The sequence below is a fragment of the Spirosoma endbachense genome (assembly GCF_010233585.1).
In the GTDB taxonomy this organism is placed as follows: Bacteria; Bacteroidota; Bacteroidia; order Cytophagales; family Spirosomataceae; genus Spirosoma; species Spirosoma endbachense.
In genome coordinates, this window is the sequence record NZ_CP045997.1 from 4,402,212 (window position 1) to 4,420,498 (window position 18,287).

The 18,287-nt window shown below is 48.8% G+C and carries 17 protein-coding genes; 8 read left to right on the forward strand and 9 right to left on the reverse strand.

Annotated elements, in window-relative coordinates:
* Nucleotides 1-22: 22 nt before the first annotated feature.
* The 4 genes from GJR95_RS17755 to GJR95_RS17770 form a co-directional block, all read right to left on the reverse strand.
* Nucleotides 23-406 (reverse strand): iron chaperone, encoded by a 384-nt coding sequence (locus GJR95_RS17755; RefSeq protein ID WP_162387136.1) that lies wholly within the window; start codon nt 404-406, stop codon nt 23-25.
* A 67-nt stretch (nt 407-473) separates the two neighbouring features.
* A complete protein-coding gene (locus GJR95_RS17760) occupies nt 474-1,709 on the reverse strand; it encodes a serine hydrolase domain-containing protein (RefSeq protein WP_162387137.1) in 1,236 nt (411 codons plus the stop codon).
* A 49-nt stretch (nt 1,710-1,758) separates the two neighbouring features.
* Entirely contained in the window at nt 1,759-2,697 is a 939-nt protein-coding gene (locus tag GJR95_RS17765) for a glycoside hydrolase family protein (protein WP_232541232.1), read from the reverse strand.
* A 14-nt stretch (nt 2,698-2,711) separates the two neighbouring features.
* A complete protein-coding gene (locus GJR95_RS17770; protein WP_162387138.1) occupies nt 2,712-2,930 on the reverse strand; it encodes a VF530 family protein in 219 nt (72 codons plus the stop codon).
* A gap of 256 nt (nt 2,931-3,186) precedes the next feature.
* Here GJR95_RS17770 and GJR95_RS17775 point away from each other — a divergent pair, with 256 nt between their 5' ends.
* The 5 genes from GJR95_RS17775 to GJR95_RS17795 all read left to right on the forward strand — a co-directional run bounded on the left by GJR95_RS17775 (nt 3,187) and on the right by GJR95_RS17795 (nt 8,338).
* Nucleotides 3,187-4,218 carry an aldo/keto reductase gene (locus GJR95_RS17775; protein ID WP_162387139.1) on the forward strand — a complete coding sequence of 344 codons (1,032 nt, stop codon included), beginning with the start codon at nt 3,187-3,189 and terminating at the stop codon, nt 4,216-4,218.
* A gap of 86 nt (nt 4,219-4,304) precedes the next feature.
* On the forward strand, nt 4,305-5,198 hold the full coding sequence (locus GJR95_RS17780; RefSeq protein WP_162387140.1) for an oxygenase MpaB family protein: 894 nt from the start codon (nt 4,305-4,307) through the stop codon (nt 5,196-5,198).
* Between the two features lie 103 nt (nt 5,199-5,301).
* On the forward strand, nt 5,302-6,207 hold the full coding sequence (locus GJR95_RS17785; protein WP_162387141.1) for a LysR family transcriptional regulator: 906 nt from the start codon (nt 5,302-5,304) through the stop codon (nt 6,205-6,207).
* Nucleotides 6,208-6,273: 66 nt separating this feature from the next.
* Entirely contained in the window at nt 6,274-7,482 is a 1,209-nt protein-coding gene (locus GJR95_RS17790; protein ID WP_162387142.1) for a threonine synthase, read from the forward strand.
* Nucleotides 7,483-7,708: 226 nt separating this feature from the next.
* Complete coding sequence (locus tag GJR95_RS17795) at nt 7,709-8,338, forward strand: DNA-3-methyladenine glycosylase family protein (RefSeq protein WP_162387143.1); 630 nt, start codon at nt 7,709-7,711, stop codon at nt 8,336-8,338.
* Nucleotides 8,339-8,353: 15 nt separating this feature from the next.
* Here GJR95_RS17795 and GJR95_RS17800 read toward each other — a convergent pair whose 3' ends face one another.
* The 4 genes from GJR95_RS17800 to GJR95_RS17815 form a co-directional block, all read right to left on the reverse strand.
* Nucleotides 8,354-9,742: a DUF4403 family protein gene (locus tag GJR95_RS17800; RefSeq protein ID WP_162387144.1), complete on the reverse strand. Its 1,389-nt coding sequence runs from the start codon at nt 9,740-9,742 to the stop codon at nt 8,354-8,356.
* A gap of 50 nt (nt 9,743-9,792) precedes the next feature.
* Entirely contained in the window at nt 9,793-9,948 is a 156-nt protein-coding gene (locus GJR95_RS17805; protein WP_162387145.1) for a FeoB-associated Cys-rich membrane protein, read from the reverse strand.
* A 93-nt stretch (nt 9,949-10,041) separates the two neighbouring features.
* Nucleotides 10,042-10,584: a YfiT family bacillithiol transferase gene (locus tag GJR95_RS17810; RefSeq protein WP_162387146.1), complete on the reverse strand. Its 543-nt coding sequence runs from the start codon at nt 10,582-10,584 to the stop codon at nt 10,042-10,044.
* Between the two features lie 75 nt (nt 10,585-10,659).
* The gene (locus GJR95_RS17815; RefSeq protein ID WP_162387147.1) at nt 10,660-11,484 is read right to left on the reverse strand and encodes an inositol monophosphatase family protein; all 825 of its coding nucleotides are present in this window, start codon (nt 11,482-11,484) and stop codon (nt 10,660-10,662) included.
* Between the two features lie 97 nt (nt 11,485-11,581).
* Here GJR95_RS17815 and GJR95_RS17820 point away from each other — a divergent pair, with 97 nt between their 5' ends.
* Both GJR95_RS17820 and GJR95_RS17825 read left to right on the forward strand, forming a co-directional pair.
* Complete coding sequence (locus GJR95_RS17820; protein WP_162387148.1) at nt 11,582-12,610, forward strand: threonine aldolase family protein; 1,029 nt, start codon at nt 11,582-11,584, stop codon at nt 12,608-12,610.
* Between the two features lie 87 nt (nt 12,611-12,697).
* Nucleotides 12,698-14,296, forward strand: a complete 1,599-nt coding sequence (locus GJR95_RS17825) for a carbon-nitrogen hydrolase family protein (protein WP_162387149.1) — start codon at nt 12,698-12,700, stop codon at nt 14,294-14,296.
* A gap of 90 nt (nt 14,297-14,386) precedes the next feature.
* Here the strand turns inward: GJR95_RS17825 and GJR95_RS17830 are convergent, their stop codons facing one another.
* Complete coding sequence (locus GJR95_RS17830; protein WP_162387150.1) at nt 14,387-14,818, reverse strand: DUF1801 domain-containing protein; 432 nt, start codon at nt 14,816-14,818, stop codon at nt 14,387-14,389.
* Nucleotides 14,819-15,105: 287 nt separating this feature from the next.
* Here GJR95_RS17830 and GJR95_RS17835 point away from each other — a divergent pair, with 287 nt between their 5' ends.
* Nucleotides 15,106-18,231, forward strand: a complete 3,126-nt coding sequence (locus GJR95_RS17835; RefSeq protein WP_162387151.1) for a TonB-dependent receptor — start codon at nt 15,106-15,108, stop codon at nt 18,229-18,231.
* The last annotated feature ends 56 nt before the right edge of the window (nt 18,232-18,287 follow it).

The following is an 18,287-nucleotide window of genomic DNA, read 5'->3' on the forward strand; positions in this document are numbered from 1 at the left end:
TGTTAATTTTGGCAAACCACGCTTACCGATTCGCTCTTTTCTTTTGCTCCGGTTTTTCCAGACTCTTCATTACTCTGAACTTCACAATTCTGGCAATCAGGTTTAAGGGCATTGGTTTGTCAAGCGGGAATTGGACTGATCCTTTCGCACCTTTATACAGAGAAAGTTCTTCTTTGAATGCCTCAATTCCAGTTGGTGTTGGATAAAGTCCGATGTGGTTTTTAAAGGCGGCAAAGTGAATCAGGTTCCCGTTCAGTGTGTAAGTCGGCATTGCATACTTGATCGTTTCTTCGGCTTCCGGCGCTGCGCTTTTTATTGTCTCACGAATTTGTTCCAGACTTTTTTGAATGTCGGCTGGAAACCCTGCGATATACTCGTCAATGTTGCTGGGCTTATCGGTTGTCATACGGTTCTATGGTTTAGTGCAATTTTTACATCCACTCGGCAACTATGAACTGCTCGTGTTTTTCCGGTCAATGCGGCTCCGGATGTTCCAGCACAATGGTCGCTGTTCCTGTACGTGCCCCTTTCAGCTTACGGGCCCGATCATAAGCACGAAAAACAAACGGTATAATGTCCGTTCCATCGGTCGATGGGAAAAAACCGGTCTGGCTATTCAGCGCATTGGTGAATAACACGACCGTCAGATTGCCAGGCAATTTCATCCAGGTAGTCCGCAAGCCAAAATAAGGCACTTTACTGTCATAATACCACCATCCATCATGGTAAGCCAGATCGCCCAGCGAAGTTGACGCCCGAAAACAGCCTAAATTATTCAGCAACAGCGTATCTTTATACGCAGTCGGCAGTATTGATTGGTCGGAGGAGGACAGTACACTCGCATAGAGTTTCCCTGCTTCCTGAGGTGTCAGATACCAGCCATAAGCGCCCAGCGTATTGTAAAAACTGCCGGGGTCCCAGCCTTTCCGGCCCGAATACGGGTAGTCGTAATTATAGGTAGGTCCACTCACGGGCTGACTGGGCTGAATATCGGTCAACCCGATTTTTTCAAAGATATTTTTTTGAACAAACGTTAAATAAAGCAGCTGCGTCTGTCGATCATCGGTGTCGTCGTTGCCCGTAAACACATAGCCCGTTAAGGCCGGAATCAGCAGCCTGAACAAGCCAACATTGGCGTTCTGATAGCAATACTGCCCACGATTAGCGGTCTTGACTCCCTTCGCGATCAGTTGTTTCAAACCCGAATAAATATTTTCGGTATAGCTACCATTGCGACAATCGCCCCCGAGGCCAATGATACCACTCCGGTGGTTGAACAGTTCCCGAAATGTAATCTGGTCTATGTTCTCCCCTTTCGGCCAGGATTGCGGGAGGTATTTCACAATTTTATCCGTCGTTTTAATGCCTTTCTGAGCGGCCAACTGCGTAAAAGCCATAGCCGCAATTGTTTTGCTCATGCTGGCAATGTGCATTTTCGTATCGATCGTATACGGCTTCTCGCCCTGGGCATCAACTGTGCGTGACTTTAGGCCGCCACTACCTGACGCTTTAAATTCGTTGCCTTCGTAGATAACGAAGCCATACCCCAGATTCCGGTTCTGGAGCGAATCGGTTAAGGTGCGGGCAAACAAGTCGGTCAGTACTACAGGGGCCGGTACGGGGTCAGCATTACGTTTACAGCCATAAGCAACCAGCACGATTAAAATCATGCTTATGAAAACGCGGGGCACTAAATAGTAAACTCTCATTGCGTTTCAGATATGTTTCGATACACCATCTGTGTTTTCGGAAACGACTCTATTTGGGCAGGAAAACATTCACGGCTGGATGCATGGTGTAGAGTCGGTATCGCTGGCCGTCATTGACCAGAATTCCGCTCGATTTATTGCCGCCGACCAGTGGGTTCCCCGAATATTTTTTCCAGTGAATCAGATCTTTCGACACTGCAACATTAGTCGTCCATTCGCGCCAGTCCGCAAACGCCGATGCATGGTAATAAGCATAATACAATCCTTTATGGCGAATTACCTGATTCATGGCAACCGCATATCGATCATAGTCGCCGGGGCCTTTCGCCAATACGGGCTCATCCTGCACATTCGTCCAAACCTTCAGATCTTTTGACGTGGCCAGCCAAACTGCCTGATCTTTCCGTTCGTAAAACAGGTACCACACATCGCCTTCTTTCCAGGCCGCTGGGGTTCCATAAGGGCCTTTACTCAGCGGCTGGCCATTGGTGTTTCGAATGTTGAGCGGCCCTTGCTCTTTCCAGTTGACGCGATCTGTTGATGTCAGTAAATGCGCAATGTCATCCTTACCTTCAGCAAACATATAGTATGTTTCACCAGCTTTGACCACCATCATATCTTCGACCCAATCTGACTTAAAAATTGGGTTATTCTTCGATCGTACCCAGGTCAGACCATCCGCCGAAGTCGCATAGCCGAGGTATTTCGTTTTATCGCCATTTTCCCGGTAGCCCGTATACCACAGATGATAGGTATCTCCCTCATGCAGAATATACCCGCGTTCGCGAATTTTCTGATCCCAGGTATCTTCGCCCGTGCCCGCAAAAATTGGATTGCTTTTATAAGGCATGAATGAAACCAGTTCTGCCGGGAACTCGTCGTCGGCATGCGTGCCGGATTGATTCTGATCAGAAGCTATCCACCCACAGAACAGGAATACCAAAAAAAGCAGGAGTATCAGTCTAGTGTCAGGTAGTCGTTTTTGCATGAGTTGTTGCGCATTTATCGATTCAGGTTCAGATAAAGTTCTTCTACTTTCTGACGCGCCCAGGGCGTTTTGCGCAAAAAAGTCAGGCTGGATTTCACACTTGGGTTATCGGTAAAGCAGCGGATGTTAATCCGGTCGCCCAGCCGCTGCCAGCCATAATAATCCACCAGTTCATTGAGGATTGTTTCGAGCGTTTTGCCGTGCAACGGGTTGTTGGGCTGGGTGTCTTGCATACTTGTTCGATTGATGGTTTTGGCGTCTTTAGTCGGCAGTAAACAGTATGTTCGCCAGACAATGTCAATAAATTGTCAACTCAGGACTACCTGTTTTGCTTACGGCAAGTTATTGATTTTAGGCTTAGAAACGGTAGTGTTTGAGCTTATCTTGGTTTCATGATACCCGATCAATTCACACTTAACGTAAAATCCTGAATCACGTTTTTATTAGTGAACTATATTTGAGACTTCCAATCAATAATCAACGTAATTCATGGAGTATAGGCAATTAGGGGCTTCTGGTTTAAGAGTACCCGTTTTAAGCTTTGGCACTGGCACGTTTGGGGGTGGTACAAAATTTTTCAAAGCCTGGGGCAGCACACAGGTTGAGGAGGCAAGTCGAATGGTCAATCTCTGCCTCGATGCTGGTGTGAACCTGTTCGATACCGCCGATGTCTATTCCAACGGTATATCGGAGGAAATTCTGGGAAAAGCCCTCACGGGTCTGCGTGACAAGGTGATTCTTTCGACCAAGGCAACGTTCCCGATGAGTGCCGAAACGAACAATATGGGTTCGTCACGCTACCATCTTATCAAATCCTGCGAAGACAGCCTTCGTCGGTTAAATACCGATCACATCGATATCTACCACATGCACGGCTTCGACGGGCTCACTCCGGTTGAAGAAACGCTGCATACTTTGAATACCCTGGTTCAAAGCGGAAAGGTGCGCTACATTGCCTGCTCTAATTTTTCGGGCTGGCATTTGATGAAGTCGCTGGCGATCTCCGAAAAATATGGCTGGGCACGCTATATAGGCCACCAGGCTTACTATTCGCTCGTTAGCCGTGAATATGAATGGGAGCTTATGCCACTAGCCCTCGATCAAAACGTGGGTACGCTTGTCTGGAGCCCCCTATCGGCGGGTCGGTTAAGTGGTAAATATCGCCGGAATCAGCCAATACCCGAAGATGCCCGCATTGCTCAGGGTGGTGGTGAAGGCCCTCCGATTCCAGACGATTTTTTTTATGGGATCATTGATACACTGGACGAACTTGCGGCTGAAACCGAAAAATCAGTAACCCAGGTAGCATTGAACTGGCTCTTGCAGCGCCCTACGGTTTCAACCCTGGTTGTCGGTGCCCGGAATGAGGAACAACTGACTCAGAACCTGGGGGCAATAGGCTGGCATTTAACGAAAGAACAGGTTGCCCGACTCGATGCTGCCAGCCACCGGGACCCTATTTATCCATACTGGCATCAACGCGCCGTATCCTCGCAAATTAATCCGCCACCTGTCTGGTAAATTCAGTTTGCAGTCTTCAGTAGGCAGTGGGCAGTGCCTACTGAAGACCGCAAACTGCTTACTGAAGACTGCAAACTAAAAAAAACATGCCGGTTGTTTATAAAAAACGTTTGGGCTTATTCCGCGACCCGGCGGTTCAGCAGGAATTGCAAACGTTAGACCCAGTCCGCGACCACCAGCGCATGGTTCATCTGCTGACGGCTTATGAATTTCCGTTCGACATTACCCGCGCGCTCGAACTGGCGCTTTTTCATACCTATGCCAGTCCGCGCGTATCGGGCTTGCTGGCTCGCACGGGCGAATTCGAGCGGCATGGACAAAAACGGTACGACGACACGAGTCGCCTGATTTCGGAATTTATGGAGTCGGGTTATGGGAGCGAAAAAGGGCAACGAGCCATTGCCCACATGAACCTGATTCATGGGCATTACCGCATCGACAACGCTGACTTTTTGTTTGTGCTGGCCACGTTTGTTTTTTATCCGATTGACTGGCTCAATCAATATGGCTGGCGAAAACTGACCGCCACCGAGGAACTGGCTCTGTTCTATTTTTTCCGGGAGGTTGGCCGCCAGATGAATCTGAATAACCTACCCGAAACACCAGCCGAGATGAGGGCGTTTACCGATGCCTACGAAGCTCAGTATTTTCGATACACGGAAAGTAACCGACGGATTGCCGACTCGACCGTGAAGATTGTGCAGGGGTGGTTTCCCGGTCTTTTACATGCCCTGGTACAGCCAACCTTTTCGGCCTTGATTAACGACAAATTACGACTGGCTTTTGGCTATAAACAACCCTCTGGCTGGTTTACCGGCTTAATCAGGGGGGCTTTATGGATTCGTAAATTGCCCTTACGATGGATTACATTCAAACCTTACCCATCGCTGATCGAGAAAACGTCGTTTCGCTACTACCCCGCTGGACCGCCAGAGATCGAAGCCGTCGGACCAGAAGAGATTATCAGGAAAATCAAGTAATGTAGCCGTTTCATCGTAATCGCCGGATACTGCTATTTTTCGAGATAACCATTCTGCATTATTTAGAAACGGCTTCGTTTCTTTGCTGAAAGCTTTGCCTTATATGCTCTCGTTACAACACGAAATTTTTCTGGAAGTCGCCCGCCTGCTTAGCTTTACCAAAGCCAGCCAGATCTTATTTTTGAGCCAATCGGCCATTAGTAAACACATAAAAGCCCTGGAAGCGTTTTATAAAACGGCATTATTCGAACGCCATGGCAACACCATCAGTCTTACGCAGGCGGGTCAGCTATTATACCAGAAAGGACTGGAAGCCAGTCAGTTAAAAACTGAATTACACCAGCAACTACAGCAACTCAGCGCTAGTTTTTTACCCACAACCCGGCTGGCTGTAGGGTCCAGCACCACTATTAGCCTGTATGTATTGCCTCCTGTTCTGTCGGCCTATCTGCGTCAGCATCCCAACATGCAGATTCAGGTGCTGAACCGCAATTCAAGCAATATCCAGAAAGCATTGCTCGATCATGAAATCGATGTTGGTATCGTTGAAACCTTAACGCAGGTTAACACACTGACGTACACCCCTTTTATCACCGATCAGGTGCTTGCCGTCTGCTCCCGAAACAGCCCACTTCGTAACAGAACGCTACGCATTGACGAAATTCCTCAGCTTCCCTTAGCCGTTCGTGAGCAAGGTTCAGGTACGCTGGCCGTCGTTGAAGACACATTGCAGAAACAGGGAATTCGACCTGCCGATTTACGGATTCTCATACGACTTGGCGGCACCGAAGCCCTTAAAAATTTCGTACTGGCCGACACCTGCCTGGCTTTTCTGCCGAAGCGGGCCATTCTGAAAGAACTGGCTTCCGGCGAGTTAGTTGAGGTGCCTGTTGAGAACCTGTCCATTGAGCGTACGTTCCAGTTTATCCAGCGCAAGGGTACCGAAAACAATCAGTTAGTGAACGCATTCATTCGGTATACCCGACGCTACTATTCAGAAATGGAATAACTCATATCAAAACGTCGTTTGCGCTAAACGCTTCGGTCGGACAACTTGCAAAAAAGTTAACCGGCCATGGATACAGCCATCTCTTCATCACTACTTCAATCGCTGCACTGTTCGCAATGTGGACAGAGCTATTCGCCATTCACCCGGCAAACGGTGTCGGTTTGCTGCCAGATGCCCCTGCTGGCAAGTTACCAACTCAATCAGGGTCTCGACAAAGCAGAACTGCTATTCCGAGAAAAATCGCTCTGGCGCTATGCCGAACTCCTTCCGGTTCTGGACCCCAAAAACCGCGTTAGTTTAGGCGAAGGTTTTACGCCACTGCTTGCACTTCCCCGGCTGGCTAATACGTATTCGATGCGTCAGCTTACGCTTAAAGACGAAGGGCTTAACCCAACCGGGTCGTTTAAAGCGCGTGGTCTGAGTCTGGCCATTTCAAAAGCTAAGGAGAATGGCGAAACGGCATGCATCGTGCCAACGGCCGGTAATGCCGGGGTTGCCATGGCAGCCTATTGTGCCAGGGCTGGGCTTGACGCTGTCGTGGTTATGCCTCGGCACACTCCGGAAGCATTTCGGGAAGAATGCCTCGCGTATGGCGCTACTGTTATCCTAATCGACGGTCTGATCAATGACTGCGCGGCTAAAGTGCAGGACATGAATCGTTATGGCGATTATTTCGACGTTTCTACTCTGAAAGAACCGTATCGACTGGAAGGTAAAAAGACAATGGGGTATGAAATTGCCGAACAATTAAACTGGCAGCTACCCGATGTGATCATGTATCCTACGGGCGGTGGAACGGGGCTTATTGGCCTTTGGAAAGCGTTTCAGGAAATGAAAGAATTAGGCTGGCTCCCGGCAGACCAGCCAATGCCCAGACTGGTGGCGGTTCAGGCCGAAAACTGTTGTCCTGTTGTTGAAACGTTCTGGGGGAGGCAGGCCAACTGTAAACAATACATTGGTCGCCCCACGCTCGCCAATGGGCTGGCCGTTCCCCGGCCTATTGGAGAACCACTGATGCTGAAGGTATTACAGGAATCGGGTGGTACGGCTATTGCTGTCTCTGAAGAACAAATGCTGGAGGGCGTTCGTGAACTAGGTCGTCATGAAGGCCTTTTTGTAGCCCCCGAAGGCGGTGCGATCTGGGCCGCTACGAAGCAATTGCTACACGATGGCTGGTTACGTTCTGACGAACACATTTTGCTGCTCAATACAGGATCTGGCCAGAAATATCTGGATAATCTGAAAGGAATCTGGCAGACTCAGGAACATACTTGACTGATCGATCTATAACCTAAATCTGGGGTTTCCCCCAGTGACAGGACTTTTGCAAAACCCCGTGCCACCGCAGCCGCGGACGGTGGTTTGTATGCTCATCATTAGTAACCGTGGCACGGGGTTTTGCAAAAGTCCCGATTGAGTGAAATTCAGCGGATATTTACGGCACTTTATCCGCTGAATTTACACCAAAAATGGGTAACTTAGTCGGCACAATTATTCATTCATGCAGCCCGCTACAGCCCTCATTTCTCCCCTGGATCATCTTGCTCAGGACGCCGTCATGGCCCGTTTGATACAGGAAACACCCTCACCAAAAATCTTCAATGACTACGCCGGTGATGTCTATCTGGCCCTGCTCGAAAGCATCGTTTCCCAACAGATTTCGGTGAAGGCAGCCGATGCCATTTTTTCCCGATTCCGGCAACTGTTCGCCGACAGTTACCCCGACCCCAACGAGTTGCTTCTGAAGTCAACCGACGAGTTGCGAAGCGCCGGTTTGTCGTTCCAGAAAATCAAGTACCTGCAAAGTGTTGCCGGGTTTTCGCTGGCCAATCCAATGGACCGGGCTCATCTAGATCCGATGACGGACGAAGAAATCGTGCAATACCTGCTTCCGATTAAAGGAGTTGGCCGCTGGACGGTTGAGATGCTGCTTATGTTCGTGCTGGATCGTCCTGACGTTTTCCCGATCGACGATCTGGTCATTCGTCAGCGGATGTTGCTGGCGTATCCAGAGCAAACCAATGGACTTACGGGTAAAGCACTCTACAAAGTCCTGCATCAGATTGCCGACCCCTGGAGACCCTATCGCACAACAGCTAGTCGGTATTTATGGCGCTGGAAGCCGCTCTAAGCGACAATTGTAGCGCTATAACTTTTTCACTCTCACGGCCACTTTCGACTCTACTTTAATGAGAACCTGAACGCCGTCGGGTCGAACCACAACACGCTGCGGCACCAATCGGAACGAATCGATATTCAGTGTTGTCTTTCGCCCGGCTCCACCGCGGGCAAACGCCGTTTCAATCTTTTCGGGTAGTTCAGAAATCTGATGCCGTAAGGGAATAACCATCACGGATTGAAGTGAATCACGAAAATGGTCGTGCAGTAACCAGTCGGCGGTAGCAAACAGGCGCTCCTTGGTATCGACGTCAAAATCCAGCGATTTGATTTCCAGCGTGTTGTTTAATGTATCGTAGCTAGGCTGCCCATGAAAGTATAAAGTGCCATTGACAGCACCAGTCACTTCTGTTTTCACAATCAACGAGCGTCCTCCTCCATAAACGGTAGCATTCTTAATTTTCACTTTTCCACCCGCCAGCTTGATCTTTTGTTCATCCAACGCTTTGGCTAACACCCGGTTAGCATCTTCAAAGGGAATAAAAGCTCTCACCTCCAGACGCGATGCTTCCGGTGTTTTTGCTCGTCTTAGTAGACGCGGAAGCCGTTCAAGCTCCGTAACGATTGGTTTGGGGCCTACTTTTGTATCGACCCGAAATGCAATTTGCAGTGGAACCGTAATGCGTTTTTCATCCCCAAAAACAGGGGCGGCCGCAATACTGAATGGTTTAGGAATAATCCAGATTTCTTCAGGCTTTTTAGCGATGCGCAATGGCTTCTGGATATCGCGCCAAACTTTTCTTACATGACGATCCAGCCGTAATTCAGTATGCACGGCCTTATCGATCGCGGCTTCTATTTCAGCTTTCCGTTTATCAAGAATACTTTCGGCCAGTTTAGTGACGCCAATTTTTACCCCTAACATCTGAACCGTTGGCCGATGAATCCAGTGGTAGTTTTCAAACCTCGACCGGGTTGCCAATCGCCAGTTGGAACCAATAGAAAGAGGGCTCACAAAATTAACCGCCAAGGCACAAAGCGGACGCCGTTTCCGAATCTTGCGCAGCCCAATCGGATTGGTGTACCACACTTGCAGGGGAGCCGAGAAAGAAACCTTTCGGTTAGCATATTGAATACGAACTGGGCCTGTTCGCTCGACGCGAATGTGCCAGGCTTCGCCTTTCTTTCCTTCAAAGGTTTCTTCAGGAACCAGCACGACACCCAGCGATTTATTGATCTTCCGTTCAAGATCCGCGATCTTAAACGTTATATCGCCTGCCACATACGATATTGGGTCCGGGATAGCCGGCTCAAAATCCTGCGCTGCCGGCGGCTTTGACCGGACACGATTACAACTTACGGAAGCCAGAAGGGCCGCAAATACTATAAAAAATCCGATGATACGTTGAGTGTTCACTGCAACAAAAACTATCGGATCAGGAAAATGTTAATTAAGTAAACGGATATTCATTTCGCGGTAGTTATCGCCGACGTTTTTGCGTCGGTTTCACAACCGCATCCTTTGCCACAGCCTGCCTGCTTTTTGAAGAAACTTCGGTAGGCCCGATTACCCATATACCCCACGGCAAAAGCAAAGATCAGAAAGATGATGAACTCCTGCATGATTTGATTTTCTATCGGTTAGCTATTTTCGGTTGGATGCTTACGTCTGAAGTCCAAAACCGGAGTGCCAACGGTCAATTGCCCAACATTTTTTCATACCCAACCGTTCCGAACGGCCAGTTGATAAATGTGCTGATAGTGATGTTCGCCGTGCCACGCATAGATTCCCATTACCTCCGATATGGGAAAAGAACGCTGACTTCCAGGATGGAAATACGTGCGCTGCCGTTGATCTTCAGTAAGCGATTTCAGTACTGTTACCCAGCGCAGATGTAAATTACATAGGATTACCAGTGATGGGGCAACATCAAGTGTATAGTCAGCTAGTTTAGCCCAATCGCCTTCCTCGTAGGGTGAAATGGTTGGATTGTTTTCCGTAAGAGCCAGTTTAACCCGCACATACGCATTAATATGGCTGTCAACGACGTGGTGTACGACCTGCCGAACAGTCCAGCCATCGGGGCGGTAGGGCGTATCAAGGCGATCATCGCCCCACCTGCCTACGAGTTCGGTCAGTTTCCTGGGCATCCCGGCAATAACCGCGATGTGTTCGTGATTCTGCTCAGTTGTAAAAATACTCCCATAAGCAAAATCGCCTATGGGGTAACGGAGTTTATATAGGTCTTGCTCCTGCATAGTCTGTAACTTATTCGATTTAGGGTTTACTTGATTTGGCGTTTAGCTTGCTGTACTCGATAAACCGGAAACCAGTTATTGCCAGTATTCCTGTATCGCTTTTAGTAATTCCGGCTGCATGCCAGACCCCGCAATGACATCGCCCCGGAACAGGAATGCATCACCACCGTCAAAATCAGTGACAATTCCCCCCGCTTCGTGCACGAGCAGTACGCCCGCTGCCATATCCCAGGAGTGGAGATTGTATTCATAAAAAGCCTCGAATCGCCCGCAGGCCACATAAGCCAGATCGATGGCTGCTGAGCCCAACCGACGCAGTCCGTGCGTTTGCTTCATCAACGACTCCAGAATCTGAAGGTACTTCGGCATCTTGTCGAAGGTATAATACGGAAAACCCGTTGCAATCAGGCTCTCACCCAGTTGAGTTGCCGGAGAAACCGAAATTTTAGTACCATTGCAGTAGGCTCCTCCCCCTTTCCAGGCCGAAAAACATTCGTCACGGTTAGGATCATAGACAACACCGGCAAGGGGTGTACTGCCCTGAGCCAGTCCGATACTGACCGAAAACACGGGTAGATCATGGATAAAATTGGCCGTACCATCGAGCGGATCGATAATCCAGTTGAGCGCAGTCGGGTCAGCCTCCTGACCAGTGGTTCCCTCTTCCGTAATAAATCCGGCTTGCGGCAACAACTGACTCAGGCGAACAACCAGTTGTTTTTCCGTTTCTTTATCGACATAGGATACTAAATTATTCAAGCCTTTGTATTCAATGGCTTCTCGCTGAAATTTGCTTCGCTCCTGAAGCAGAAATTCACCGGCATCGGTGGCAATTGTACAAATGTCGCGGGTGATGGCGGCTAAATCGAGGGAAGATTGGGCTGAAACGTTAGTGGTCATTCGTTAGATAGGCCGATTTTGAAAGGCCAAGATATAAAAAAGCGGAAACAAGGGCTGTCAGGTTGCCCGTAATTCCATTCTGTGCGACCTTTGTTTTATGACGATTGACCTGCGTAGCGATACAATTACTCAACCCACGCCCGCCATGCGCGAGGCTATGTTTACGGCCCAACTGGGCGACGATGTTCTCGGCGATGATCCTACGGTCAATGCCCTCGAAGCAAAAGCGGCCGCTATGTTCGGCATGGAAGCGGCTTTGTTCTGTGCCTCCGGTACGATGACGAACCAGCTGGCGATACGCACTCACACCCGCCCCGGCGACGATGTCATCTGCGATTACCTGTCGCACGTGTATCAGTACGAAGGAGGTGGTATTTCGGTGAATGCACTGGCGTCTGCCAGTCTGGCCCACGGCGAACGCGGTAAGCTCACTCCTGATCTTATCCGCGATTACATTTACAGCCCATCAGATTCGCACAAACCGCTGTCACGGTTGGTCGTACTCGAAAATACGGTGAATAAAGGCGGGGGGTGTTACTATACCGTTCCCGAAATTGCGGCCATCCGGCATGTCTGTGACGAACACGGCTTACTCCTTCATCTCGATGGGGCACGGCTTTTTAATGCCCTGGTCGAAACGGGCGAACCGACTGAAGCATACGGTCAGTTGTTCGACTCGATCAGTATCTGTTTATCGAAAGGTTTAGGTTGTCCGGTAGGGTCGCTCCTGCTTGGCAAAGCAGCTATGGTTCGCCAGGCCCGGCGCTACCGTAAGCTGATGGGGGGCGGCTGGCGACAGGCGGGGTTCCTGGCCGCAGCGGGCATCTACGCACTTGATCACCATATCGACCGGTTGAAAATTGATCATGCCCGCGCCCGAAAAATTGGCGCTATTCTCGAAAAGCTGCCCGAAGTCGAAGAAATTCTCCCGATTGACACGAACATCGTGATTTTTAGGCTCCCGGCAAACCTCTTAGCCGCCGATTACGTTGCACAATTAGACTCCAAAGGCATTCGTGGCGTTCAGTTTGGCAAGCACCTGGTGCGCTTTGTCACGCATCTGGATTTGACAGATGAGATGATCACGGAAATGGAGAAAAAGATGACGCTGGATAGCAATCGTTAGGTATGGGATACTGACCATTGGAATGAACGTCCCAAATCCAGTTTCCAATGGCTATTCGCTACTGTCCAACAGCCCAACACGCTAAAAATGCATATACAAACCAGAACACTGCAAAAAGAAGATTATCACGACCTCAAAGAAACCATGATTGAGGTCTATAGTGGTATTGGGGGTGATTACTGGCCAAAAAGCTCGATCACGAAACTGCTGTCTATTTTTCCGGAAGGGCAGTTCTGCGTCGAAGTAGATGGTAAAGTGGTAGCCAGTGCCCTGGCAATTCGGGTTAAATACGATCAGTTTGGCGATAATCACACATACTACGAAATAACGGGGGGATACACATTCAAAACGCACAGCGATGAGGGCGATTACCTCTATGGCATTGAGGTTTTTGTGCACCCTGATTACCGCGACCTTCGGCTCGGTCGTCGACTATATGACGCCCGCAAGGAACTCTGCGAACAACTGAATCTGAAAGGTATTCTGGCAGGAGGACGCATTCCGAATTACAACAAATTTGCGGATGACCTGACTCCGCGTGAATACATCGCCAAAGTAAAGCAAAAAGAAATTTATGACCCGACGCTGACCTTTCAGCTCTCCAACGATTTCCACGTCCGGAAAGTCCTTCGTGGCTACCTGCCCGGCGATACCGAGTCGAAGGAATACGCTACGTTGCTGGAATGGATCAACATCTATTACGTTGTTGAGAAGGACAAAAAACCGCATACCGATTCAATCATTCGGCTGGGTGTGATCCAGTGGCAGATGCGGCTGTTCAAAAATCTGGATTCATTTCTGGATCAGATCGAGTTCTTCGTCAATGCGGTCAGTGATTACCGGGCTGATTTCATGGTACTGCCGGAGTTCTTCAACACGCCCTTAATGGCCGATTTCAACGATCTGCCAGAGCCGGTAGCTATTCGCAAACTGGCCGATTTTACGGAGCCTGTGCGCGAAAAACTCTGTGAACTGGCTATTTCCTACAATGTCAATATTGTGGGAGGAAGCATGCCCCTCGTAGACGATGATGGGAAGTTGTATAATGTGGCCTACCTCTGCCGTCGCGATGGCTCCTGGGAAGAATACAGGAAAATTCACATTACACCCAATGAAGTAAGGCATTACGGCATGGTGGGTGGTTATGAAATTCGGGCATTCGACACCGACTGTGGTAAAATTGGTATGCTGATCTGTTACGATGTCGAATTCCCCGAACTCGGCCGGATTCTGGCTCAGCAGGGCATGCAGATTCTGTTTGTACCGTTCCTGACCGATACCCAGAATGGCTACTCCCGAGTGCGACACTGCGCTCAGGCACGCGCCATCGAGAATGAATGTTATGTGGCGATATCGGGATGCGTCGGGAATCTCCCTAAAGTCCATAACATGGATATCAATTACGCACAGTCGGCCGTATTTACGCCTTCCGACTTTCAGTTCCCGACCAACGCGGTGAAGGCCGAAGCAACGACCAATACCGAGATGGTGCTCATTGCCGACGTAGACCTGAGTCTGCTGAAAGAGCTTCATGAACATGGCTCCGTACAGGTACTCAAAGACCGCCGGACAGACCTTTATGACGTGACGCTGAAAAAAGCCGCCAGAAAGGCCCTTAAGCAGAAGAAAGCATCGTCGGATAACGATCCTGAAGAAGTTGCTCCAATCATCACAGTTGCAGAATGATGCGCTAGGATTTCTTACTGAATAAAACAGGAAACGCCACTTATAGCAGAGTGGCGTTTCCTGTTTTTAGGGAATCTCAAACGGAGACATTCAATTTTCATTCGTAACCTCGACCCCATATCGTATTGCTGCTTCAAGTATGTCGATATTTATATCTTTCAGATTTTTGAATCTAATGCAATACCCGGTTACGCTCGCTTTGCCTATTTCTTTCCCAAACGTTTGGGCTAAGTATGCCTTATCGTTGATACCGAGGATATAGACAGAGATTCCGGTTTTGTTCGCGCTCAAACCAATTTGAAAAAAATCCCGGATCTTTCCATCAGCATATTTTATGGTTTGAAATCCGTAGCCTATAGTAGGGTTAGCAACTGTTTTATTTTCGCTGTTTTTACCAGTGTCGAACCATAATTTACAACCTGGTAAAACTTGAAGGACGAGCCTGTGCAACTCTTCCATATCAATACGTTTGGGTTCAGGTTGGCTGGTAATATACTCGTTGATTTGCTCCTGTTCGTTCATATCAACTATTGAATTATGGGTTACTTACTTTGCCTTTTCAAATCTCGTTTATTTTTAGTCATACACTAATTCTTTTCGTTCACCTTTCTTCGAAAGTACTGTCCTCTTTTATCTGGCTTATCATTCAAATTTCAAATTGATATACCGTCTTTTTTAAATCTTTACAAATATTATTTCAACAATCACAGAAACATCAATATTATAAACTCAATATTATCTTTTCAATAAAACGTTAATACTGTATTCATTTTATATAAATTCGACCATAGACCATATCCTATTCAATTATGCGCTACTTATTTTTATTCGTTTTACTCACCTGTTTTGGCTATTATGCTACACAGGCTCAAGTGACTACCTCTTCCATTGCGGGAGTCATCAGCGATGAAAGCGGTAACGGCTTACCCGGTGCAACGGTACAGGCCATTCACCTGCCAACGGGCACTCCATACGGCGTTACAACCCGGACCGAAGGTCAATTTAACATTCCCAATATGCGAATAGGCGGTCCTTACCGCATCACCATCTCTTTCGTTGGTTATCAGTCAGAAACCGTTGAAAACATTTCGCTGAGCCTGGGGCAGAAATTACCGCTGAATCTCACGCTGAAAAGTAGCTCGAATCAACTCAGTGAGGTTGTCGTTCGGTCAACTGCCAACGACGTGCTGAATAACACTCGAACCGGCCCACAAACCAATATCAGCAGTGAGCAATTACGCAACCTGCCCACGATTAAGCGTTCGGTATTCGACTATACGCGATTAAACCCAATGGCCGGGGGAGATGGATCGTTTGGCGGACGCAATAGCCGCTTCAACAACTTCGCATTGAACGGGGCCATTTTCAATAATCCCTTTGGTCTGGATGCGTCGACACCGGGCGGTCAGTCGGATGCGCAACCCGTTTCACTCGATGCGATCGAACAGATCCAGGTGGCGCTGTCGCCCTATGACGTGACGCAGTCGGGTTTCACGGGCGCGGGCGTGAATGCGGTTACAAAGTCAGGCACGAACCAGTTTCATGGAACCGCGTTTGGCTTCTACCGCAACCAGGACCTGACCGGGAAAAAGGTAAAAGGAACCGACATCATTGTTCCGGAGTCGAATCAAACACAATATGGGTTTAGCGTCGGTGGCCCAATCATCAAAAACAAGCTGTTCTTTTTTGTCAATGCTGAATTCGACCGTCGCTCAGACCTTGGAACGGCCGGTTGGGTAGCCGCCCGACCGGGTCTGACGGGTGCCAACGTCTCGCGGGTTTCGGCATCGGACCTCGACCTGGTGTCGAGTACGTTAAAAACGCTTTATAACTATGATACAGGCCCTTACGAGAATTTCACGCACAAGACCCAAAACTCGAAAGGGATTGCCAAACTCGATTGGAACATCAACCAGACGCACAAACTATCGGTGATTTATAACTTTCTGGATGCCTTTCAGGACAAACCGGCAAACCCTTCGGCCCTGGGTCGGCGTGGGCCGGATTTTCTGACGTTGCAGTATTACAGTTCAGGCTACCGGATTAACAATAAGCTGAACGGCGGCATTGTTGAACTCAACTCTAACTTCAATGGTAAGTATGCCAATAAGTTACAGGTCGGTTATACGGCTTTCCGCGACACGCGTGATCCATTTTCAGCCCCCTTTCCAACGGTCAATATTGGCAAAGACGGCGTTCGGTATATCGTGGCCGGACATGAACCCTTTTCGATCAACAACCGATTAACGCAGGATGTATTTCAACTAACTGACAACTTCAACATCTACGCGGGCAGACATACCGTTACACTTGGAGGCAGTTTCGAGAAATTCAGCTTCGACAATTCCTTTAATTTGGGCGCTTACGACGGTGCTTTCTCCGATTTCACGTCTGTTCAGGATTTCATAACGGCGGCCTCCGGCAATGTATTCAAAACATCCGTGAGCAATGCCCGTAACAACTTCCAAACTGGCAACTGGGCACTGGCCCAAACGCGCGTTGGGCAGTTAGGACTTTATGCACAGGACGAATTTGCCGTGTCGCCAAAATTTATCCTGACTTACGGCCTGAAAGTCGATTTCCCCATGTATTTCGATACCAAACAGAAAATTCAGGAGAATATCGACCGCAACAAAGCCAATTATCAGCCTGATAACCAGTATTATGATGCCAATGGCAATCCCATTAAGCTGAATTCACTGGATTTGCCGAAGCAAACGCCCCTGTTTTCGCCAAGAGTTGGTTTCAACTACGACATCAAGGGCGATGGAACACAGAAGCTGCGCGGAGGGACGGGCATTTTCACCGGACGCTTTCCCTTCGTCTGGATTGGTAACCAGGTGGCAAACCCCAACTTCTTTTTCTATTGTACCACCGATCCGAACTTCAAATTTCCACAAGTCTGGAAGAGTAGTCTTGGATACGACCATAAGTTTAAAAACGGCTGGATCACGTCTGTGGATATTCTTTACAATAAAGACATCAACGCCATGCTTGTCCGGAATTATGGCCTAAAAACGCCGACCGGACGCCTTCAGGACCCAAGTAGTCGTCCCATTTATCAAGTATCGGATCGGGCGGTCAATGCCTTTGGTGGTCAAACTGATGCGTTCGTTTTCACCAATACGAGCTTAGGTAATTCGTTCAATACGAGTCTTCAGGTGCAACGGACATGGGCCAATGGTTTCTACGTAAGTGTTGGCTATAATTTCCTGGCAGCGAAGGAAGTATCATCACTTAGTGCCGAGATTTCGTCGGATGCCTACGACCGCAATCCAACCTATGGAAATTCGAATGTGGCCATGCTTGGGCAGGCTTCTTATGGTAGCCGCCAGCGCATAGTGGCCTCGGCTTCCAAACGATTTATCTATGGCAAAGGCTGGGCAACTACCTTATCGGCCGTAACTGAATATACGGAAGGAAGCCGATTCAGCTTCACGTATGCGGGCGACATCAACAACGACGGCGCATTCGACAACGACCTGCTGTTTATTCCAACCAGCAGCCAGTTAGGGCAGATGAAATTTACGGGTACAGATGCCCAGCAGACCGCTCAACGGGCAGGCTTTGAATCGTATATTCAACAGGATAAATACCTCAGTTCACATCGGGGTCAGGTTGCGGAGAAATTCACCAGTTTTACCCCCTGGTTCTCCACTCTCGATATCCGCGTGTTGCAGGAGTTGATGCTGGCCAACAAACATACCATCCAGTTGAGCCTGGATATTCTAAATTTTGGCAATCTGCTCAATAGTAACTGGGGAGTTCGTCAGTTTGCCTCCTATACGGGTCTGGCACAACCGCTGGGCGTTACAACTGATGGCACCGGGGTGCCGACCTACAGCTTCGATACGAGCCAGAAATCGACGTTCTTCAACGATTCTCAACTGACGTCTCGCTGGCGGATGCAGTTGGGCTTGCGGTACTCGTTCTAAGTGGAATACTGGATTAAGGTTTTTCGGTGGGCTGACGTCAGCTCCCCGAAAAACCT